Source organism: Pseudomonas sp. L13 (assembly GCF_009935965.1).
Lineage (GTDB): Bacteria > Pseudomonadota > Gammaproteobacteria > Pseudomonadales > Pseudomonadaceae > Aquipseudomonas > Aquipseudomonas lactis.
Genome location: NZ_QODJ01000016.1, coordinates 1 through 21657, shown reverse-complemented (window position 1 = coordinate 21657; position 21657 = coordinate 1). Strand labels below are relative to the sequence as shown.

The following is a 21657-nucleotide window of genomic DNA, read 5'->3' as shown; positions in this document are numbered from 1 at the left end:
CCAAGGCATGCCCATGACACCCGCGTCGTCCGTCGATGAAAAAAGCTTTCGTACCCTGCTGAGCCGCAACGTGGCCCTGCCTCTGGGCGTAGGCGTGCTCAGCGCGGTGTTTTTCGTCTGCCTGATTACCTACTTGCTCTCAGTCATCCAGTGGGTGGAGCACACCGACCGCGTCATTAACAACCTCAATGAGACGTCCAAACTGACGGTTGACCTGGAAACAGGTATGCGCGGCTTCCTGATCACTGGCGATGAGCATTTCCTTGATCCGTACGAAGTGGCCAAGCCTCGGATCATTGCCGACCTGCGCAATCTGCAGGACCTGGTAGCCGACAACCCGCAGCAGGTCGACCGACTCAAGCGCTTGGAAACCTTGCAGACCGAATGGAATAACTACGCGCAGTCGATGATTGAACTGCAGCGCAACAGCGGTGATTACCGTGGGGCCGTCAAGGCGGGCCGGGGTAAACGTCTTACCGATGAGATTCGCAAGGAATACGAAGACGCGGTAGCAATGGAGCAGCAGTTCCGTATCACCCGTAACGAAGAAGTCACCCGTACGACGGTGGTCAGCGTCACCCTGTACCTGGTGTTCGTATTGGGGCTGAGTGGTTTTCTTGCCTACATCGGCAGGAAGAATTTAATTTCACTTTCAAATAGTTACAGTGCAAACCTCGCGTCACAACAGAAGATTGCGCGGCGCCTTGAGCAAACCGCCTGGCTGCGTAATGGCCAGACCGAACTGGCCGAGCAAGTGCTGGGCCAACTGACCCTGAACATGCTGGGGCGCAATATCCTGCAGTTCTTCGCCCAGTACATGGGCTCGGCCGTCGCGGCGCTGTACGTGCGTGAAGAACACGGCGGCCTCAAACGCGTGGCCACCTATGGCTTCTCCCGCGAACAGGAACAACAGGAACAGTCGATCTACAGCGACGAAGGCATCGTCGGGCAGGCCGCCCAGCGCGATCGCCTGATTCGCCTGGATGATGTGCCGGTGGATTACTTTAAGGTCAGCTCGGGGCTGGGCGAGGGCGCGACCCGCAGCGTATTGGTGGTGCCCACCAGTGATGACGACCGTGTCAACGGCGTGGTCGAGCTGGGGTTCCTGCGCCCGTTGGATGAGCGTGATATCGAACTACTGGAGCTGATCGCCGGCAATATCGGCACCTCCATCGAAGCCGCGCGCTATCGCCAGCGCTTGCAGGAAGTGCTGGCCGAGACCCAGCAGCTCAATGAAGAACTGCAAGTGCAGCAGGAAGAACTCAAGACCGCCAACGAAGAGTTGGAAGAGCAGTCGCGCATCCTCAAGGAATCCCAGGCCCACCTGGAAACCCAGCAGGCTGAGCTGGAGCAGACCAACGAGCAACTGGCCGAACAGACCCAGACCCTGGCCGAACAGCGCGACGCCATGGACCGCAAGAACATCGAGCTGAACCAGGCCCAACTGGAGCTGGAAGACCGCGCCGATGAGCTGCAGCGTTCCAGCAAGTACAAGTCCGAATTCCTGGCCAACATGTCCCACGAGCTGCGTACACCGCTGAACAGCTCGCTGATCCTGGCCAAACTGCTGGCAGATAACCCCCAGGAAAACCTCAGTGCCGAACAGGTCAAGTTTGCCGAGTCGATCTATTCAGCCGGCAATGACTTGCTCAACCTGATCAACGACATCCTGGATATTTCCAAGGTCGAAGCCGGCAAGTTGGAAGTGCGCCCGGAAAATGCGAGTGTCGAGCGCCTGGTGGATGGCCTGCGCGGCATGTTCGAGCCGCTGGCAATGGACCGCAAACTGGGCTTCCAGGTGGACGTGCAGCAAGGCTCGCCAACCCTGCTGTTTACCGATCGCCAACGCTTGGAGCAGATCCTCAAGAACCTGTTGTCCAACGCCATCAAGTTCACCGAACAGGGCGAGGTCAGCCTGTCGGTGTCCCGCGCGCCGGGGGAGGGCATTGCCTTTACGGTGCGCGATTCGGGCATTGGTATCGCTCCGGATCAACAGGAAAGCATCTTCGAAGCCTTCCGCCAGGCCGACGGCACCACCAATCGCCGTTACGGCGGTACAGGCCTGGGCTTGTCGATTTCCCGTGACCTGGCCACCTTGCTGGGTGGCTACATCAGCGTGACCAGCGAACCGGGCAAAGGCAGTATTTTCACGCTGGTGTTGCCTGAGCAGTATGTCGAACGCGACGAGGACGCGGCGCCCATCGAGCCCCCGCGCCAAGTGGTGGTCGCGCCGGCGCCCGCGCCTGTCAAGGTGTCGCCGCTGCCGGTGGCCGACGCCAAGCTGATCCCACGCTTTGCCGACGACCGCGAAAAGGCGCCGTTCAGCACCCGTTGCATCCTGGTGGTGGAAGACGAGCCGAATTTTGCGCGCATCCTGTTCGACCTCGCCCACGAGCTGGGTTACCACTGCCTGGTGGCCCACGGTGCCGACGAGGGCTACAGCCTCGCCGAGCAGTACATCCCCGATGCCATCCTGCTGGACATGCGCCTGCCCGACCATTCCGGGCTGACTGTACTGCAACGCCTCAAGGAACACGCCGACACGCGCCACATCCCCGTGCACGTGATTTCCGTGGAAGATCGCGTCGAAGCCGCCATGCACATGGGCGCCATCGGTTATGCAGTCAAACCCACCACCCGCGAAGAACTCAAAGACGTATTCGCGCGCCTGGAAGCCAAGTTGACCCAGAAGGTCAAGCGCATCCTGCTGGTGGAAGACGATGACCTGCAACGCGACAGTATTGCCCGCCTGATCGGCGACGATGACATCGAGATCACCGCCGTAGGCTTTGCCCAGGAGGCCCTTGACCTGCTGCGCACCACTATCTACGACTGCATGATCATCGACCTCAAGCTGCCGGACATGCTTGGCAACGAACTGCTCAAGCGCATGGCCACCGAAGACATCTGCTCGTTCCCGCCGGTAATCGTCTACACCGGACGTAACCTGACCCGGGATGAAGAGGCCGAACTGCGCAAGTATTCACGCTCGATCATCATCAAGGGTGCGCGCTCGCCCGAGCGCCTGCTGGATGAAGTCACGCTGTTTTTGCACAAAGTCGAATCCCTGTTGTCCCATGACCGCCAGAAGATGCTCAAGACCGCCCGCAGCCGCGACAAGGTCTTCGAAGGGCGCAAAATCCTGCTGGTGGACGACGATGTACGCAATATCTTCGCCCTTACCAGCGCCCTGGAGCACAAAGGTGCCGTGGTGGTGATCGGGCGTAACGGCCAGGAAGCCATCGACAGACTCAATGAAGTGGACGATATCGACCTGGTGCTGATGGACGTGATGATGCCGGAGATGGACGGTTACGAGGCCACCGCCTTGATCCGCCAGGACCCACGCTGGAAAAAACTGCCAATCATTGCCGTGACGGCCAAGGCCATGAAGGACGACCAGGAACGTTGCCTGGCAGCAGGCTCAAACGATTACCTGGCCAAGCCGATTGACCTGGACCGCCTGTTCTCACTGAGTCGCGTATGGCTACCGAAGATGGAACGCATTTAAGTGGAGCAGTGTTTCTTGGATAAGAGCAGCGATATTGAGCTGCGCCTGTTGATCGAGGCGATTTACCTCAAGTACAGCTATGATTTTCGCGACTACTCGGGCGCGTCGGTCAAACGCCGTGTGGCCCATGCCTTGCGCCAGTTCGACTGCGCGACCATCTCCGCACTGCAAGAGCGCGTATTGCACGACCCGGCAGCGTTCATGCAGTTGCTGCAGTTCTTGACTATCCCGGTGAGCGAGATGTTTCGCGACCCTTCTCACTTCCTTGCGATTCGCCAGGAAGTGGTGCCGTTGCTCAAGACCTACCCGTCGATCAAGATCTGGATCGCCGGTTGCAGCACGGGCGAAGAGGTGTACTCCATGGCCATCCTGCTGCGTGAAGAAGGCTTGCTGGAACGCACCATCATCTATGCCACGGACATCAACCCGGCGTCGCTGGAGAAAGCCAAGCAGGGCATCTTTTCCCTGGAGAACGTGCGCGCCTATACCGCCAATTATCAGCAGGCCGGCGGGCAACGTTCATTTGCCGACTACTACACAGCGGCTTACGATTACGCGATCTTCGACAAGACACTGCGCGAGAACGTGACCTTTGCCGACCACAGCCTGGCGACCGACAGCGTATTCTCAGAAACTCAATTAATTTCATGTCGTAATGTATTGATTTATTTCAATAAAAAATTGCAAGATCGAGCGTTTGGCTTGTTTCATGAGTCGCTGTGTCATCGCGGCTTTCTGGTGCTGGGCAGCAAGGAAACCCTGGATTTTTCCGCCTACAGCAAGCAATTCGAGCCCTTGGTCAAACAGGAACGGATCTACCGAAAATCATGAGCGACGCGCCAGACACCCCGATTTCGGGGATCGAAGCCATCGTCGTCGGCGCTTCCGCCGGCGGCGTTGAGGCGTTGCTGAGTATTTTCGGCAAGCTGCCGAGCACCTTCGGCCTGCCGATCATTGCCGTGCTGCACCTGCCGGACGAGCGCCGCAGCCAACTGGCGGAAGTCTTTGCGCGGCGCCTGAATATCCCGGTCAAGGAAGCTCGGGACAAAGAAGCGGTAGAGGCGGGCACCTTGTACTTTGCCGGGCCTGGTTATCACCTGTCGGTCGAGCAGGACCGCAGCCTGTCCCTGAGTCAGGAAGACCGGGTGCATCACTCCCGGCCCGCCATCGACTACCTGTTTTCCTCGGCGGCCGATGTGTATGGGCGCCGCCTGCTCGCCATTTTGTTGACTGGCGCCAACCAGGACGGCGCAAGCGGGCTGGCCCACGTCAAGCAATCGGGCGGCATTACCATCGTGCAGGACCCACAAGAGGCACGCATTGCCGTCATGCCTCTGGCGGCCCTGGCCTTGCACACACCTGACCATATTCTTTCCTTGAGCCGAATCGGCTCATTGCTGGCTTCCCTGGAACCTTTCCCATGTTAAGTACTGTCCAGGCCAAACTGCTGATCGTCGACGATCTGCCGGAAAACCTGCTGGCCCTCGAGGCGCTGATCAAGCGTGAGGATCGCCAGGTCTTCAAGGCATTGAGTGCCGACGAGGCGTTGTCCCTGTTGCTGGAACATGAATTCGCCATGGCGATCCTCGACGTGCAGATGCCTGGCATGAACGGTTTCGAACTGGCCGAACTGATGCGCGGCACCGAAAAGACCAAGAACATTCCCATCGTGTTCGTCAGCGCCGCTGGCCGCGAACTCAACTACGCCTTCAAGGGCTATGAAAGCGGTGCGGTGGACTTCCTGCACAAGCCCCTGGATATCCACGCGGTCAAGAGCAAGGTCAATGTGTTCGTCGACCTGTATCGCCAGAGCAAGGCGATGAAGCTGCAAGTGGAAGAGCTGGAGCGCAGCCGCCGTGAGCAGGAGCTGTTGCTCACGCGCCTGCAAGCCACCCAGGCTGAGCTGGAGCAGGCGGTGCGCATGCGTGACGACTTCATGTCGATCGTCGCCCACGAAGTGCGTACGCCTCTCAACGGGCTGATCCTGGAGACCCAACTGCGCAAGATGCACCTGGCCCGGGACAACGCCGCGGCGTTCACCCTGGACAAGATGCATGCCATGGTTGACCGCGATGAGCGCCAGATCCAGAGCCTGATCCGCCTGATCGAGGACATGCTCGACGTGTCGCGCATCCGCACCGGCAAGCTGTCGATTCGCCCGGCACGCATCGATCTGGCGCAACTGGTGCGCAACCTAGTCGATAACTTCGCGCCGCAAGTGGCGGCCGCCGAGTCCTCCATGCAATTGCAGGCCGAAAGCCCGGTGGAGGGTCATTGGGACGAGTTTCGCATCGAGCAAGTGATCACCAACCTGCTGACCAACGCACTGCGTTATGGCGCCAAGAGCCCGGTGCAGGTGCGGGTGTATACCGAGCATGGCGAAGCGCGGGTAGAGGTGCGTGACCATGGCATCGGTATCAGCGAGGAGAACCAGAAGCGCATTTTTCAGCAGTTCGAACGGGTTTCGGCCAACCATTCCGCTGCCGGCCTGGGCCTGGGCTTGTTTATTTCCGAGCAGATCGTGGCAGCCCATGGCGGCACCATTGAGGTCGAGAGCCAAATAGGCGAGGGCGCCCTGTTTCGCGTGTGCCTGCCTCTGGAGGTGGCGGAGTGAAATCAATCGTCACCTCGACGCAACCTCTGCGTGACCCCATGGTCGTAACTGCAGCAATTGACCGGACAAAGGCTTCCCATGAGTGAAGATGCACAAGATGTCGTACTGATCGTCGAGGACGACGAATCCATTATGTTTGTGCTGGGTGAGTACCTGGCGGGCTTGGGTTACCGGGTATTGAAGGCGATTGACGGGGAGCAGGCCTTCGAAATCCTTGCGACCAAGCCGCACCTGGACCTGATGGTGACTGACTACCGCCTGCCGGGTGGGATTTCTGGCGTGCAGATTGCCGAGCCTGCAATCAAATTGCGTCCCGAGTTGAAAGTGATTTTTATCAGCGGCTACCCGCAGGAGATTCTCGACTGCAACAGCCCGATCACGCGCAATGCGCCGATTTTGGCCAAGCCGTTTGATCTGGATACGCTGCAGGAGCATATCCAGAGGTTATTGGCGTAATAAACAGGGTTCTTCTCGAACGCTGAGAAGAACCTTTTAATACAAAGTGTTTTCAGCTTGATACCGGCTTTATGCCGAAGGCACGAAATCCTTTAAAGGCAGGCCATAGGGCTGTTTGCTGACGGGATCAAGTGCATACCACTTGCCATTTTTCTGGGTGGCCGCAATTTTAGTCATGCTGCCCTGCATCTTGGCGCTGCCCACGGTGGCGTTTTCAACGTTCCTGAATACCTTTACGGGGTCATAGTTGATTTTTATCCGGGGTTGGTTATTTCCCTCGGGGCCGCGGCTGGCCAAGTAGCTGATACCTTCCTGCGCTCCGGCCAGTAGCAGGCCCTGGGCATCTATGGGGTTGAGCGCGCCTATTGCGCCACGCAACAGCTTTTTCGCGGTGCTTCCCAGCGTAGATGTGGCCGTCCTGACGCCAGCGCCCGCGGCCCGTACGGCACCGCCGGCGCCGGCCAGGATAAAACCGAACGCGTCGAACGCCAAATCGATGAGGCCTTCTCGCCAGTTGCCCTTGATAAAGTGAGTGATGGCGTTGTAACCCGGAATAAGACCCACCAGGAAATCTTCCAATTTTTGATAAAAAGGTACTTCACCATCGAATGTGGTAGTACCTCGCAGTTCGTTTGCGTAACTGCGGATGTTAATTTTTTTCACCATGGCATCAGCAATGTACTGTGTCTTTTCACTGGAGAAACTGTTGGGCGCGTCGTTGGTGCTGTTATCAGGCCAGGGCGAGAGGACATTTTCTTTGTAGTCGCCATCAGGGACGAGGGGGACGAGGTGCTTTGCATTCCTTTTATCGTCGGGAATGGGGCCTGGGCGTGTGTCATCCAGATCGGGGCGTTTTCGAATGGTGTTCTTGGCGCTGTCTATCTCATACGTGTGGGTGCGTTTATTGCCGCGTGCATCCACAACTTCGCTTTGCACAAATACACTGGTGGTGGAAGAGTCTTTTTGTTCTTGAATTAGAGAGTAAGGGGTGTACGTAACATCAACTTCCTTAGAAACCGAGATTTTCCCATGTTCAATGATTTTCCGATCTTCAAGTGGCAGCTTTGAAATCAGATGCTTGACTTGCGATTGCGTGGCTCGTTCATATCCATCGAGATACACTCTCAACCCGCCTTCAAAATGACTGTTCACAAAATTGTTTTGGAATTTCGGAACGGAAATAGTGCTAAGGTCAATATTTTTATCGCTGGAGGTATAGGTATGTAAATCCACTTCCTTATGGAGTTGCGCGGTGTGGACGAATATATCCAGCAGTGAGTAGGGGCCTGGAAATGACAAAAAGGTGGAGTCCTTTGGCGTCAGCACTTTTTGTTTGATTTGCTCTTCCGACAAATGCGGGTTCAGCTCTTTTATGTAGGCCACTGTCATGTCATGAAGATTAGGGGGCATCTTTGCAAACGTATTGGAAGCCTCATTCAAGCGATCCACCTGGTCTTTGAATGCAGCACGCACCTTCGCCATATCTTCTTCTGAGTAGCTATCTGCGCTGTTCCAATCCAGCACACCGTTCTGAACACTCCAGTCTTTCAATGCGTCGTTTTGAGCCTGCTGCTCAACCAGTTTGTCTGCCAGCGTTACCGGTGCCAGCTCATTTCGCATCATGACCTGGGCGTACGTCATTTTGCTGGTCGAGCCAGGGGCCTCGGCTTCGAGACGCGCTACTGCAGTGGTAAAACTGACCCAAGAGTGGGTGCCCTTGACCAACTCGGCAGGTATGTCCTTGACCAGAAGTTCCGGTGCCTTGCGGGACAACAGGATTTCCATGGCAAGCTCCAGGTTTTCCACTGAAGCGATTTTGTTTACGAGTAAGTAATGAGCCAGCTCCCTGTGTATTTCGGCGGTGTTCTTGCCTGAGAGGTTAACGTGGGCCAGGTCGAACCCTGCAACTTTGGTCCGGCTGGAGTCTGGCGCAGTCGTGTTGACGTCAAGGGCATCCATCGACGTGTAGAGGGCTGTCAACACCCATTCTGCGATTACGTCGGGCGACGCAATTTCGCCAAATTCGCGTTCGGCTGCGCGGGCGAAGATTTCAGCATTGGGTGACTTGAGGATGCGGTCGATGGCACTGCTACGATCGTTCGAGACGTCGTCTCCCAGATCAAGACCGCGTGTCAGATAGTCGAGCAAGTTGCGTTCTGGTTGGCCTTCCAAAAACTTATTTGTCATGGCGATGAGTGCGCGCTGATCAGCATTACTCATTGGTGTTGGCCATGAAAGCGCCCCCCCTAGATTGCCATGCGTCGGTGTTTCAATTGGCGGACTAGCCAACGACTGCGCAATGCTCTTTAACTCAGTCTCATTAGTTGGAAGTGATAGGCCACTTCCTACGAGGTAGTCGCGCAGCGTCACGGCCACCCCTGGTTTCAGATTGCGGTCCTTGAAGTAGGATGACGCGGGATCTATCTGGATGGGCGTATCCAGAATAGCGTTAATCCTTTGCTTAATAATTAGATTGTATTCTGCGCGGTCTTTTTCATTGGCGGGTGAACTTTTGGAACCGTGGTTTTCCAGCCCCTCAACGACACTGTCTGCAACCTTCGTTATTGCCGCAATCACAGAACTCCGGTTATTCAGATCGCCCAGTTGCGAGGCTTGACTATCCAGATGTTTTTGGGAGGGCTTATCGAAATTTTCAGGGAACAGGTCATCTTTATGCTCCCATTGGTTGATGTACTGCGTGATGGCTGCCTGTTGCTCAGCAGGCGAAAGAGCACTGTCAAAAGGCAGTGTATGACCATGAAACTGGGCGATCTCAGCGATCGTCGCGGTGGTCGCGGTGGTCGCGGGGTCAAACTTTATGACGTTGCCGGAGCCTGCCAGCGTTTTGGCAGCGCTCTTGAGCAGCGGCCAACCCATAAAGCTGTGAATATCGGCGGATCCGGCGGATGGCTTGGGCGGCGAAAAGTCGAAGGGATCTCGGGGTTTGGTACCCATAGTGGTGAAGCCGATGGTACCGCTGGCGAGATTAATAGTGATCTCTTTTGAGAGATCGACGTCATTCGCCTTGGCCCAGTCTTTGAACGCCGGGCTTTTAAGGATGTTATCCAACAGCGCACGCGACTGCCCGAAGGACGAATCGGGCGGAATACGTTCAACAGTGGCCTGTCGATAGTCTTGATTGCCGGCCGACAATTCCTTCAAGTCCTGGGTGTAGAACTCGAGTAACTTTCGGTCCCCCCTTTGCTGAAGGCTTCCTCCCCGTCCCGCAAGCTCTGTCGCGATCTCGAGGTGGGCAGGTGGCGGTGTTGAATCGGCTTTTGCCAGTTGAGGGGTATGCAAATCCGGCACGCGTGAGTTGGAAATAGCAGTCATCAGAAATGTTCCTAATCGATGTGGGTAACATGTTGTTCGCCCACATATGTGGGAAAACAACCACAACGATTCCATCTATTTCCTGCTCAACCGTAACGCCGTATTACGTAGCGCGGCCACTCTAGGCCTTGATCATCTCCCGGACCTTGGCGGTCAATAAATCGAACGTAAACGGCTTGGTAATCAGTTGCATACCAGGGTCGAGAAAACCACCGCGCACCGCTGCGTGCTCGGCATAACCGGTAATGAATAACACCTTGAGTTCAGGGCGAATTTGCCTGCCGATTTCCGCCAGTTGCCGGCCATTCATACCGGGTAAACCGACATCGCTGATCATCAGGTCAATACGCCGTTCGGACTCGATGATTGGCACTGCCGTATTGGCGTCCCCAGCCTCGATAAACCCATAACCCAGTTCTTTGAGCACTGCACTGACCAGCACCCGAACCGCGGGGTCATCCTCGACGATCAATACCGTTTCCCCTGCATTGGCAAACGGCAGCAATGTCGGGTTGAGCGGCTCCTGGGCTTGGGGCTCGCCGATAAAACGCGGCAGGAACAAGCTGACCGTCGTGCCTTTGTTGACTTCACTGTGGATGGTCACATGCCCGCGAGACTGGCGAGCGAAGCCGTAGATCATCGATAGCCCCAGCCCTGTGCCCTGGCCGATAGGTTTGGTGGTGAAAAACGGATCGAATACGCGGCCCATCAAGTGTTGTGGAATGCCGCAGCCGTTGTCGCTGACACTCAGCTCTACGTAATCGCCTGGGGTCAAGGTGCCGTAGGCGGCGGTGAAGACACTGTCGAGGTGGCGGTTGGTGGTTTCCACCGTGAGCGTGCCGCCCGTGGGCATGGCGTCGCGTGCGTTGATCACCAGGTTGAGCAGGGCGCTTTCGAGTTGGTTTGGGTCGGCTTCGGCCGTCCACAAGGCGTCGCTCAAGCGCATGTTCAGGCTGATACTTTCGTTGATGCTGCGTTGCAACAATTCGCCCATGGCCGTGACCAACTGATTGATCTGCACGGGTTTGGAATCAAGCGATTGTCGACGGGAGAACGCCAACAGGCGGTGGGTAAGGCTGGCCGCGCGGTTGGCAGAGGTCACACCCAGGTCGATCAGGCTGTCCAGGTCATCCAGCTTGCCTCGCGCCACCCGTCGGCGCAGCAGTTCCAGGCTCCCGATAATGCCGGTAAGCATGTTGTTGAAGTCATGGGCGATACCGCCGGTCAACTGACCAACGGCTTCCATTTTCTGCGACTGGCGCAAGGCCTCTTCGTTGTGACGCAGTTGGGCTGTGCGTTCTTCCACTTGCTGCTCGAGGGTTTCCAGGGTGCGCTGCAGGCGCAGCTCACTCTCGCTCAAATCAATCAACCGGTCCCGCGCTTCGTACTGACGCCGCCGACCGCGCAGGGCGGCGCTGACCAGGCTGATCAGGGTGATGGGATGGAACGGCCGCTCCAGAAACGTCACGTTGCCCAGTAAGCCACTGAGCCGGGTCGAGCCGTTCTGCTCTTTGCCGCCATGATGCGTCATCAAGACGATGGGCAGGTCTGACCAGGCCGGCTGTTGATGCAAATGCTCAAGCAAGGGCTCCAGGTCTACGCCACGCAGCGCTTCAGCCGCAATGAGCAGCAGGCCGGCACCTTGCGCCAGCGCTTCGCACAGTTCGGCCAGGTTATTGGCAACCATGCCGCTGTAGCCGGCTTCGTTAAGCATCATCAGCGCCAATGAGCCGTCGCGGCCCATGGGCGCCAGCACGATCGCGCGCTCGGAGAGGGGAGACAGGGCCGGCACTAGTCCTCATCCTTGAGCAGAGGCGAGCCTGCGCCCATATAGGTTGGAATGCCCCGCAGCACGCCTTGGAAATTATCCAGAGGCACGCCGACGGTCATGCCGTGACTGCCAATGCGGTATTCGCGAATGGTCGACTCATGGGAGCCAGTCCTTTTCTTGATGATCGAAATCGCCCGTCGAACTTTGCCCAGGGCCTCGAAATAACGCAGCAGAATGACGGTATCGGCCAGATAGGTAATGTCCACCGGCGTCTGCATATCACCCACCAGACCATGTTGGGCCACCGTCATGAAGGTCGCGGCACCACGGCGGTTGAGGTACAGCAGCAACTCATGCATATGCAGGATCAGCGCGTTTTCTTCGGGCATGGCGGCCTGGTAACCGTTGATGCTGTCGATGACCACAGTTTTTATACCGCGCTCATCCACGCAGCGACGTACCCGGTGCGAAAATTCACCGGGAGAAAGTTCGGCGGCGTCTACCTGTTCGATCAGCAGGTTGCCGGTGTCCCGTAAAGCGGCAAGGTCAATGCCCATGTTCTTCATGCGTTCGAACAACAGGCCCAGCTCCTCATCAAAGATGAACAGCGCAGCCTTTTCGCCTCGCGCCACAGCGGCAGCCGCGAAGATCATCGAAATCAAGGATTTGCCGGTACCCGCCGGACCGAGAATCAGGCTGCTGGAGCCGGTCTCGATACCCCCGCCAAGTAAAGAATCCAGCTCCTGGATACCGCTGCTCAAGGTCTGGCGGCTGTAACCGCCGCGATGCTCGGCCGCCACCAGGCGCGGGAATACGTGTATGCCGTCGCCCATGATGGTGAAGTCGTGAAAGCCGCCACGGTATTTCTGGCCCCGGTATTTCACCACCCGGATGCGACGACGCTCGGCACCGTAGTTGGGGGTCAGTTCCTCAAGGCGAATCACCCCGTGGGCCACGCTGTGCACGGTTTTATCCAGGGATTCAGTGGTCAGGTCGTCGAGCAGCAGTACGGTGGCGTCATAGCGCACGAAATAGTGCTTGATCGCCAGAATCTGCCGGCGATAGCGTAAGGAGCTTTGCGCCAACAGGCGGATCTCCGACAGGCTATCCACCACCACGCGGGTCGGCTTGACGCGTTCCACCACTTCGAAAATCTGGCGGGTGGCTTCGCCCAGTTCCAGGTCGGAGGAATACAGCAGGCTCTGCTGGTGGTCGGCGTTGAGCAGGCTTTCCGGTGGGGTCAGTTCGAAGATATGAATATGATCATCCAGGTCCCAGCCATGGGATTTGGCGCCCTGGCGCAACTCGTGTTCGGTTTCGGACAAGGTGATATACAAGCAACGTTCGCCGTTCTGTGCGCCGGCCTGCAGGAAGTGCAGGGCCACGGTGGTTTTACCGGTACCGGGTTCGCCCTCCAGCAAAAACACGTGGCTGCGCGATAGCCCCCCGGCGAGAATGTCATCAAGACCTTCGATGCCGGTGGCCGCCTTTTCACTTAACAGCTGTTTGGATGTACTCAAGAAGTGCCCTCAGGTCACGTACAAGTAGAGGGGCACGCCGAATGGGACGCGCCATATTCACTTGACCGTAGCGGCACGTAGCGGTTCAACGTTTTGGATGAATTGCAGCCGTGTAGGAGCGAGCTTGCTCGCGAAGACCCAGAGGGCGCCGCTGTGAACCAGGCCGCCCGCGTTATCGTTAACGACCTTCGCGAGCAAGCTCGTTCCTACAGGCCTTGTTGTAGTGCCGGATCATCCGGGTTCTGTTGCTCCAGTTGGGCGAGCAGCACCTGGACATTCTGCAACTGCCCGGTCTCTTTCCAGTAGTTGACCAGCAACACGCGGGCTTTACGGTTGGCGGGATCCCGCTGGACGATTTCTTCCAACTGGCGCTGGGCCGCCTCTACTTCGTCCTGGTCGTGCAGGGTGGTGGCCAGGTCGTAGCGATAATCGGCATTGTCCGGTTCCAGTTCCACCGCCTTGGACAGGCCGAGCAGGGCGTAGGGGCGCTCGCCATGGTGCAGCAGCCACATACCCAAGGCATGTTGCAGGTAGGCCGACTCTGGGTGCGCCGCCAGTTGCCGGGCCAGCAGTTGGCGCGACTCGTCGGTCTTGCCTTGCTTGTCCAGCAGTTCGATTTGCGACACCACCGCTTGCAGGTTGTCTGGCTGCAAACGCATTGCCTGCTCCAGGGCGTTTTGCGCCTCCGGCAGCAGGGCGCTGTGGATGTACAGGCGCGCCAGTTGAATCCAGCCTTCGGCGGTTTCGGGCTGGGCCTTGAGGGTTTTCACAAATTCGTCGAGCACCTGCTGCAGCGGCCCGAAGTACAAGCCCAGGGTGTCGGGCGACAGGCCAAGCAAAGCATCGGCGGCGGCAAAGCGCACGGATTGCTCGGGATCATCCAGTACCGGGCCGAGCAGCAAAGTGCGCTGGCCCGTGGGTACCAGGCCGACGATGCTGTGAATCGCGGCCTCGCGCACCTGCGCCGATTCATTGGCCAGGTCTTTATCGGCCAGCTTCAGCGCCTGGGGGCTGGGGTAATTGGGCAGCTCGGCATGCAAGGCGGCGCGGCGCTCCGGCGACAGGTCCGGCCGGCCCAGCTGTTGGTACAACACACGTGCAGCGCCGGGCTCGCCGTTATGCGCCTGCTTCAAGGCCTTGGAATAGCCATGAGCGATGGCCGGGGGGACGGCCACTGCCGGGGTGCGGGAGAAAAACCAGGTGATCAGTACGATCAGCAACAGGGCGCACAGGCCGATGATGGAGTAACGGCGTGACTTTGTCATGCAGGCGTCCGAAAGCTTGGGCAGCTGAAAGTGGACAGCTTCGGTCAGTGCACGGCGAGTGTCAAACCCGAGTCAGGTCAGCACATAGTCTGCGGGTTCCATGGCAGGCGGCAGGTCGGCTTCACCAAGGGCGGCAAGGATCTCACGCTCCAATGTCCGCAAAATGGCATCGCACGGCAAGTCATTTTCGTCGAAGCCAAACGGGTCTTCCAGTTCATCGCCGATCGCATCCAGGCCAAAGAAGGTGTAGCTGACAATCGCCGTGAACACTGGCGTCAACCAGCCCAGTGGCTCGGCCATGGCGAATGGCAACAGGATGCAGAACAGGTAAATGGTGCGGTGTAACAGCAGGGTGTAGGGGAAGGGCAGTGGCGTGGTCTTGATCCGTTCGCACGCCGCCTGCACCTGGCTCAGGCTGACCAACCGGGTTTCCAGCTGGGTGTAGCGCCATTCGCTGATCACGCCCTGTTGGGCCAGGACCGAAAAGCGGGCACCGACCGTTTGCAACACACTGTCCGGCAGGTTGGGGTGGTTTGCTGGCACAGTGATCCAAGGGTGTATCACCCGGGCTTGATCCTCATGGCGCAAATGCGCGACCAAACTATGGGCAAAACCGCAGAGGCCGCGCAGCAGGCCAGCACGCTCGGCGGTGTCGCCCAGTACTTGGGTCTCGCGAATCAGCGAGCGCACATCAATGACCATTTGCCCCAGTTGCTTGCGGCCCTCCCACCAACGGTCGTAGCAGGCGTTGTTGCGAAAGCTCATGAAGATCGACAGCGACAAGCCCAGCAAGGTGAAGGGTGTGGCATTGACCTTGGAAAAGTAGGCGGGGTGCAGGGTTTCCACCAGCACGATGACCGAGGCCAACAGCGTGACCAACAGGCTGCGCCAGGCGATGCGCTTGGCAATGGAGCCTTTGAGGGAGAACAGGATACCCAGGACGTTGGGTTTGGGGCGAACGATCATGGCGGGCTTCTGTAGCGGTGCAGGCCGTCAGATTAGAACCTGCTATGCATCGCGTCCAATCACTTGGATCGACCGCCTGATCAGTCGACTCAATGACTCTTTGTAGGAGCGAGCTTGCCCGCGAAAAACGTCAACGATAACGCGGGCTTCCTGAGTAAACGCAACGCCTGTGAGTTTTTCGCGAGCAAGCTCGCTCCTACAGATAGCCATGGCCAAACCAGTCAGCCAAGTTGAAAGCTTTGACCATTGCCGCTGCGCGGCTCTGGAGCGACTATTCCAGCGGTTTTATCGAGTTGAAAATGTCCTGAAAATAAAAACACAGAAGGATAGAAAGCGATGCGTGAGTATTTGGCTGCCACCACCGAGTTTGATTACCAGCACACCGTCGACGCCGCACTGGCTGGCAATCTGCAAGCGCTCAATGCCTGTGTGGAGTGTTGTGACCGTCACGCGCTGCCGGGGCGTATTGCGTTGTTCTGGGAAGGCAAGGACGGGCGTAGCGCCACCTTGACCTTTACCGAACTGCAGGAGCAGGCCGCGCGCTTTGCCAACTTCCTGCTGGCCCGGGGCGTCAAGCGCGGTGACAAGGTGGCGGGCCTGCTGCCGCGTACCGCCGAATTGCTGGTGGTGGTGTTGGCAACCTGGCGCATCGGCGCGGTCTATCAGCCACTGTTTACCGCGTTCGGTCCCAAGGCGATTGAACACCGCTTGAACAGTTCCGGTGCAGCGCTGGTGGTCACCGATGCAGTGAACCGCCCCAAGCTGGCGGAAGTCGCCGACTGCCCGACCATCGTCACGGTCGCCGGGGCCAAGGGTGAAGGCATCGTGCGTGGCGATTACAGTTTCTGGGCCGAACTGCCCAATTACTCCCCTCAGTGTGAGCCAGTGCTGCTGGGCGCAGAGGAGCCGTTCCTGCTGATGTTCACCTCGGGCACTACCGGCCCGTCCAAGGCGCTGTCGGTGCCGCTCAAGGCCATCGTTGCGTTCCAGGGTTACATGCGCGACGCCGTGGATCTGCGCCCCGAGGACGCGTTCTGGAACGTCGCAGACCCTGGCTGGGCCTATGGCATCTATTTCGGCGTGACCGGGCCGTTGTCCATGGGGCATCCGATCACCTTCTACGATGGCCCGTTCACCCTGGAAAGCACCTGCCGGGTGATCAATAAATACGCAATCACCAACCTGACCGGTTCGCCCACGGCGTATCGCCTGCTGATTGCCGGTGGCGAACAGTTCGCGCGTTCGATCAAGGGCAAGCTACGCATCGTCAGCAGCGCCGGCGAGCCGTTGAACCCGGAGGTGATCCGCTGGTTCGCCGACCACCTGGGCGTGACCATCCACGACCATTACGGCCAGACCGAGCTGGGCATGGTGCTGTGCAACCACCATGGCCTGGCGCATCCAGTGCACGTGGGCTCGGCGGGTTTTGCCTCGCCAGGGCATCGCATCGTGGTGCTGGATGACGACCATCAAGAGCTGCCGGCCGGCCAGCCCGGCATCCTGGCCATCGACCGCGAGCAATCGCCCATGTGCTGGTTCGCCGGATACGACGGCGTGAAAACCAAAGCGTTCGTTGGCAAGTACTACCTCAGCGGCGACACCGTGGAGCTGAACCCGGACGGCAGCATCAGCTTTGTCGGGCGCAGCGACGACGTGATCACCACGTCCGGCTATCGCGTGGGCCCCTTCGATGTGGAAAGCGCGTTGGTCGAACACCCGGCGGTGGTTGAGGCGGCGGTGGTCGGCAAGCCTTGCCCGGAGCGCACCGAGCTGGTCAAAGCCTTTGTGGTGATCAGCGAGCAATACCGCGCCACCCCGGAGCTGGCCGAAGAGCTGCGCCTGCATGTGCGCCAGCGCCTGGCCGCCCATGCGTACCCACGGGAAATCGAATTTGTCAGCGACTTGCCCAAGACCCCGAGCGGCAAGCTGCAACGCTTTATTTTGCGCAATCAGGAAATAGCCAAGGCCCAGGCGGCCGTGGCTTGATCTCTTTAAAAGGAAACAACGATGCAGATTGAAAACAAAGTATTCCTGGTCAGCGGCGGCGCGTCGGGCCTCGGCGCGGCCACGGCTGAAATGCTGATTGCCGCGGGTGCCAAGGTGATGCTGGTGGACTTGAACGCCGACGCCGTGGCCGCCAAGGCCCAGCAACTGGGCGACAATGCCCGCAGTGCCGTGGCAGACATCAGCCAGGAAGCCGCTGCAGAAGCGGCCGTGAAGGCAGCGATAGACGCATTTGGTGGCTTACATGGCCTGGTCAACTGCGCGGGTGTGGTGCGCGGCGAGAAGATCCTCGGCAAGAATGGCCCGCATGGCCTGGCAAACTTCACCCAGGTGATCAACGTCAACCTGATCGGCAGCTTCAACCTGCTGCGCCTGGCCGCTGCGGCTATCGCTGAAACCGAGGCGAATGCCGACGGCGAGCGTGGCGTGATCATCAATACCGCCTCGGTGGCGGCGTTCGATGGGCAGATAGGCCAGGCTGCGTATGCCGCCTCCAAGGGCGCGATTGCCAGCCTCACCTTGCCTGCCGCACGGGAACTGGCGCGCTTTGGTATCCGCGTGATGACCATCGCACCGGGCATTTTCGAAACGCCAATGATGGCCGGCATGACCCCAGAGGTTCGTGAGTCCCTGGCTGCCGGCGTGCCGTTCCCGCCACGCCTGGGCAAACCCGCCGAATATGCCGCGCTGGTACGCCACATCATTGAAAACAGCATGCTCAATGGCGAGGTGATCCGTCTCGACGGTGCCTTGCGCATGGCCGCCAAATAAGGAGCAATGGCTATGAACGACCCTATTGTGATTGTCAGCGCCGTGCGCACGCCCATGGGCGGGTTCCAGGGCGACCTCAAAAGCCTGACCGCGCCGCAACTGGGCGCTGCCGCCATTCGTGCGGCGGTCGAGCGTGCCGGTATCGCCACCGATGCTGTCGACGAAGTACTGTTCGGCTGTGTACTGCCCGCCGGGCTTGGGCAGGCACCTGCCCGCCAGGCCGCCCTGGGCGCCGGGTTAAACAAGGGCACGCGCTGCACCACCCTCAACAAAATGTGCGGTTCCGGTATGGAAGCGACAATTCTGGCCCACGATTCGCTGCGCGCTGGCAGCGTCGATGTGGTGATCGCCGGCGGCATGGAAAGCATGTCCAACGCCCCGTACCTGCTGGACCGCGCGCGCAGCGGGTACCGCATGGGCCACGGCAAAGTGCTCGACCATATGTTCCTCGACGGCCTTGAAGATGCCTACGACAAGGGCCGCCTGATGGGCACCTTTGCCGAGGACTGCGCCGAGCACAATGGTTTTACCCGTGAGGCCCAGGACGCGTTTGCCATCGCTTCCCTGACCCGCGCACAAGAGGCCATCACCCACGGCAGCTTTGCCAGCGAAATCGTCCCCGTGCAGGTCACCCTGGGCAAGGAACAAAAAACCATCCTGCACGATGAGCAACCGCCGAAAGCCAAGCTGGACAAGATTGCCAGCCTTAAACCGGCGTTCCGTGACGGCGGTACAGTGACAGCAGCCAATTCCAGCTCGATTTCCGATGGCGCGGCGGCGTTGTTGCTGATGCGTGAGTCCGAGGCGCTCAAGCGTGGCCTCAAGCCCTTGGCAGTGATCCACGGGCACGCCGCGTTTGCCGATGAGCCTGGGCTGTTTCCGGTGGCGCCGGTGGGGGCGATCCGTAAGCTGATGAGCAAGACCGGCTGGAGCCTCGACGAGGTGGACCTGTTCGAAATCAACGAGGCCTTCGCCGTGGTCAGCCTGGTGACCATGAGCAAGCTGGAGATTCCCCACGACAAGGTCAACGTGCACGGCGGCGCCTGCGCACTGGGCCACCCCATTGGCGCCTCTGGCGCACGCATCCTGGTGACATTGCTCGCGGCCCTGCGCCAGAAAGGGCTCAAGCGTGGCGTCGCAGCCATTTGCATTGGCGGTGGTGAAGCCACGGCCATGGCCGTTGAATGCCTGTATTGAGGATGACCTATGTTGCCCAATGACGAACAATTGCAGATCAGCGACGCCGCGCGGCAATTTGCCCAGGAACGTTTGAAACCCTTCGCTGCCGAGTGGGACCGCGAACATCGCTTTCCCAAGGAGGCCATCGCGCAAATGGCCGAACTGGGCTTTTTCGGCATGCTCGTCCCGGAGCAGTGGGGCGGTTGCGACACCGGGTACCTTGCCTACGCCATGGCCCTGGAAGAAATCGCCGCGGGCGACGGTGCCTGCTCCACGATCATGAGCGTGCACAATTCGGTGGGTTGCGTGCCGATCCTCAAGTTTGGCAATGACCAGCAGAAAGCGCAGTTCCTCACGCCCTTGGCCAGCGGCGCCATGCTGGGTGCTTTTGCGCTGACCGAACCCCAGGCCGGCTCCGATGCCAGCAGCCTGAAAACCCGTGCGCGCCTTGAAGGCGACCACTATGTGCTCAACGGCTGCAAACAGTTCATCACCTCCGGGCAAAACGCCGGGGTCGTGATTGTATTTGCTGTCACCGACCCAGCTGCGGGTAAACGTGGGATCAGCGCGTTTATCGTGCCCACCGATTCGCCCGGTTATACCGTGGTACGGGTGGAAGACAAGCTGGGGCAGCATGCCTCTGACACTTGCCAGATCCTGTTTGAAGACGTGAAAGTGCCGGTGGCCAATCGTCTGGGCGAGGAGGGCGAAGGTTACAAGATTGCCCTGGCCAACCTTGAAGGCGGCCGCGTGGGTATTGCCTCCCAGTCGGTGGGCATGGCCCGCGCTGCCTTCGAAGCGGCCCGCGACTATGCCCGTGAACGTGAAAGCTTTGGCAAGCCGCTGATCGAACACCAGGCCGTCGCCTTTCGCCTGGCCGACATGGCCACCCAGATCGCCGTTGCCCGGCAGATGGTGCATTACGCCGCCGCCCTGCGTGACAGCGGCAAGCCAGCGCTGGTGGAAGCGTCCATGGCCAAGCTGTTTGCCTCGGAAATGGCCGAGAAAGTCTGCTCGGCCGCCTTGCAAACCCTGGGCGGTTACGGTTACCTGAACGACTTCCCCCTGGAGCGGATCTACCGCGATGTGCGGGTCTGCCAGATTTACGAAGGCACCAGCGATATTCAACGCATGGTCATCTCACGCAATCTTTAAGGAGCCGATACATGAGTTACGAAACCATCCTGTTTGACGTCCAGGGCCGTGTCGGGCTGATCACGCTTAACCGCCCGAACGCGCTGAACGCCTTGAATGCGCAACTGGTCAGCGAGTTGAACCAGGCGTTGGACAGCCTGGAAGCTAACCCTGAAATTGGTTGCATCGTGCTGACCGGCTCGAAAAAAGCCTTCGCGGCCGGTGCAGACATCAAGGAAATGGCCGAACTGACCTACCCGCAGATCTATATGGACGATCTGTTCAGCGACAGCGACCGGGTGGCCAACCGCCGCAAACCGATCATTGCCGCAGTGAATGGTTTCGCCCTGGGCGGCGGCTGTGAACTGGCCTTGATGTGCGACTTCATCCTCGCCGGCGACACCGCCAAGTTTGGCCAGCCGGAAATCAACCTGGGCGTGCTGCCAGGCATGGGCGGCACCCAGCGCCTGACCCGTGCGGTGGGCAAAGCCAAGGCCATGGAGATGTGCCTGACCGGACGTTTTATCGACGCGGTAGAGGCCGAGCGCTGCGGGATTGTGGCGCGCATCGTGCCCGCCGATGAACTGCTGGAGGAAGCGCTGAAGGTGGCTACCCTGATCGCCGGTAAATCCGTGCCGATCAGCATGATGGTCAAGGAAAGTGTGAACCGTGCGTTTGAAGTCAGCCTGTCCGAAGGCGTGCGTTTTGAGCGCCGGGTGTTTCATGCGGCGTTTGCGACCCAGGACCAGAAGGAAGGCATGGCTGCGTTTGTGGCCAAGCGGGCGCCGGAATTCAAGGATAAGTAAGCCTGATGGGTGTGTGGCCTGCGATGGCGGCCTCCCAGCCGACACCTATCTACCTGACACCCCAACGATCCAACTGTGGGAGCTGGCTTGCCTGCGATGACGGCCTACCAGCCGACACTTCTCTACCTGATACCCCACAATCCAACTGTGGGAGCGGGCTTGCTCGCGAAGGCGGCCTGACAGGCGACACAGTTGGATTGTGTACATATCCATTGCTGCGGTAACGGCCGCTTAGGGTTCCGCTCTGACAGCGGGTCACTTTGGAAAAGCCCCAAAGTAACCAAAAGGCTCTTGCCCCACCACTCGGCACCTCGCTTGGGCTCGGTG

15 protein-coding genes are annotated in these 21657 nt (G+C 59.0%); 10 read left to right on the top strand and 5 right to left on the bottom strand.

Translation table 11 applies throughout. From position 1 onward, the window contains the following. The first annotated feature begins 13 nt into the window (after positions 1-13). The 5 genes from DK871_RS10820 (at position 14) to DK871_RS10800 (ending at position 6581) form a co-directional block, all read left to right on the top strand. Positions 14-3511, top strand: coding sequence for a response regulator (locus DK871_RS10820; protein WP_161905016.1), 3498 nt, complete (start codon positions 14-16; stop codon positions 3509-3511). Continuing rightward, a complete protein-coding gene (locus DK871_RS10815) occupies positions 3512-4342 on the top strand; it encodes a protein-glutamate O-methyltransferase CheR (RefSeq protein WP_171905487.1) in 831 nt (276 codons plus the stop codon). Further along, positions 4339-4938, top strand: coding sequence for a chemotaxis protein CheB (locus tag DK871_RS10810; protein WP_161905015.1), 600 nt, complete (start codon positions 4339-4341; stop codon positions 4936-4938). Before DK871_RS10815 ends, DK871_RS10810 begins: the two co-directional genes overlap by 4 nt. Next, complete coding sequence (locus DK871_RS10805; RefSeq protein ID WP_161905014.1) at positions 4932-6125, top strand: hybrid sensor histidine kinase/response regulator; 1194 nt, start codon at positions 4932-4934, stop codon at positions 6123-6125. Before DK871_RS10810 ends, DK871_RS10805 begins: the two co-directional genes overlap by 7 nt. A 78-nt stretch (positions 6126-6203) precedes the next feature. Next, on the top strand, positions 6204-6581 hold the full coding sequence (locus DK871_RS10800; RefSeq protein ID WP_003217591.1) for a response regulator: 378 nt from the start codon (positions 6204-6206) through the stop codon (positions 6579-6581). A 69-nt stretch (positions 6582-6650) separates the two neighbouring features. Here the strand turns inward: DK871_RS10800 and DK871_RS10795 are convergent, their stop codons facing one another. The 5 genes from DK871_RS10795 to DK871_RS10775 all read right to left on the bottom strand — a co-directional run bounded on the left by DK871_RS10795 (position 6651) and on the right by DK871_RS10775 (position 15436). After that, entirely contained in the window at positions 6651-9914 is a 3264-nt protein-coding gene (locus DK871_RS10795) for a hypothetical protein (RefSeq protein ID WP_161905013.1), read from the bottom strand. 121 nt (positions 9915-10035) lie between these two features. Further along, positions 10036-11706 carry an ATP-binding protein gene (locus DK871_RS10790; protein WP_161905012.1) on the bottom strand — a complete coding sequence of 557 codons (1671 nt, stop codon included), beginning with the start codon at positions 11704-11706 and terminating at the stop codon, positions 10036-10038. After that, complete coding sequence (locus tag DK871_RS10785; RefSeq protein ID WP_161905011.1) at positions 11706-13205, bottom strand: ATPase domain-containing protein; 1500 nt, start codon at positions 13203-13205, stop codon at positions 11706-11708. The genes DK871_RS10790 and DK871_RS10785 overlap by 1 nt, the downstream gene beginning before the upstream one ends. A 206-nt stretch (positions 13206-13411) precedes the next feature. Continuing rightward, the gene (locus DK871_RS10780) at positions 13412-14470 is read right to left on the bottom strand and encodes a tetratricopeptide repeat protein (RefSeq protein ID WP_161905010.1); all 1059 of its coding nucleotides are present in this window, start codon (positions 14468-14470) and stop codon (positions 13412-13414) included. A gap of 72 nt (positions 14471-14542) precedes the next feature. Beyond that, positions 14543-15436 carry a bestrophin family protein gene (locus DK871_RS10775; protein ID WP_161905009.1) on the bottom strand — a complete coding sequence of 298 codons (894 nt, stop codon included), beginning with the start codon at positions 15434-15436 and terminating at the stop codon, positions 14543-14545. 336 nt (positions 15437-15772) lie between these two features. On the opposite strand from DK871_RS10775, the gene DK871_RS10770 reads away from it, so the two are divergent. From DK871_RS10770 to DK871_RS10750, 5 genes are read left to right on the top strand one after another with little or no spacing between them, the layout of a single operon-like run. Then, complete coding sequence (locus DK871_RS10770) at positions 15773-17422, top strand: AMP-binding protein (RefSeq protein WP_161905008.1); 1650 nt, start codon at positions 15773-15775, stop codon at positions 17420-17422. 21 nt (positions 17423-17443) lie between these two features. After that, positions 17444-18211 (top strand): SDR family NAD(P)-dependent oxidoreductase, encoded by a 768-nt coding sequence (locus tag DK871_RS10765; RefSeq protein ID WP_161905007.1) that lies wholly within the window; start codon positions 17444-17446, stop codon positions 18209-18211. Positions 18212-18223: 12 nt separating this feature from the next. Beyond that, positions 18224-19408 carry an acetyl-CoA C-acyltransferase gene (locus tag DK871_RS10760; protein ID WP_161905006.1) on the top strand — a complete coding sequence of 395 codons (1185 nt, stop codon included), beginning with the start codon at positions 18224-18226 and terminating at the stop codon, positions 19406-19408. A 9-nt stretch (positions 19409-19417) separates the two neighbouring features. Continuing rightward, positions 19418-20545 (top strand): acyl-CoA dehydrogenase, encoded by a 1128-nt coding sequence (locus DK871_RS10755; protein WP_161905005.1) that lies wholly within the window; start codon positions 19418-19420, stop codon positions 20543-20545. Positions 20546-20556: 11 nt separating this feature from the next. Beyond that, positions 20557-21330 carry an enoyl-CoA hydratase gene (locus tag DK871_RS10750; RefSeq protein WP_161905004.1) on the top strand — a complete coding sequence of 258 codons (774 nt, stop codon included), beginning with the start codon at positions 20557-20559 and terminating at the stop codon, positions 21328-21330. Positions 21331-21657: the final 327 nt, after the last annotated feature.

Coding starts and splice junctions, on each gene's coding strand:
- DK871_RS10775 (WP_161905009.1), bottom strand. CDS start 15,436: ATGATCGTTCGCCCCAAACCCAACGTCCTGGGTATCCTGTTCTCCCTC.
- DK871_RS10755 (WP_161905005.1), top strand. CDS start 19,418: ATGTTGCCCAATGACGAACAATTGCAGATCAGCGACGCCGCGCGGCAA.
- DK871_RS10795 (WP_161905013.1), bottom strand. CDS start 9,914: ATGACTGCTATTTCCAACTCACGCGTGCCGGATTTGCATACCCCTCAA.
- DK871_RS10780 (WP_161905010.1), bottom strand. CDS start 14,470: ATGACAAAGTCACGCCGTTACTCCATCATCGGCCTGTGCGCCCTGTTG.
- DK871_RS10810 (WP_161905015.1), top strand. CDS start 4,339: ATGAGCGACGCGCCAGACACCCCGATTTCGGGGATCGAAGCCATCGTC.
- DK871_RS10760 (WP_161905006.1), top strand. CDS start 18,224: ATGAACGACCCTATTGTGATTGTCAGCGCCGTGCGCACGCCCATGGGC.
- DK871_RS10770 (WP_161905008.1), top strand. CDS start 15,773: ATGCGTGAGTATTTGGCTGCCACCACCGAGTTTGATTACCAGCACACC.
- DK871_RS10820 (WP_161905016.1), top strand. CDS start 14: ATGACACCCGCGTCGTCCGTCGATGAAAAAAGCTTTCGTACCCTGCTG.
- DK871_RS10765 (WP_161905007.1), top strand. CDS start 17,444: ATGCAGATTGAAAACAAAGTATTCCTGGTCAGCGGCGGCGCGTCGGGC.
- DK871_RS10750 (WP_161905004.1), top strand. CDS start 20,557: ATGAGTTACGAAACCATCCTGTTTGACGTCCAGGGCCGTGTCGGGCTG.
- DK871_RS10805 (WP_161905014.1), top strand. CDS start 4,932: ATGTTAAGTACTGTCCAGGCCAAACTGCTGATCGTCGACGATCTGCCG.
- DK871_RS10800 (WP_003217591.1), top strand. CDS start 6,204: ATGAGTGAAGATGCACAAGATGTCGTACTGATCGTCGAGGACGACGAA.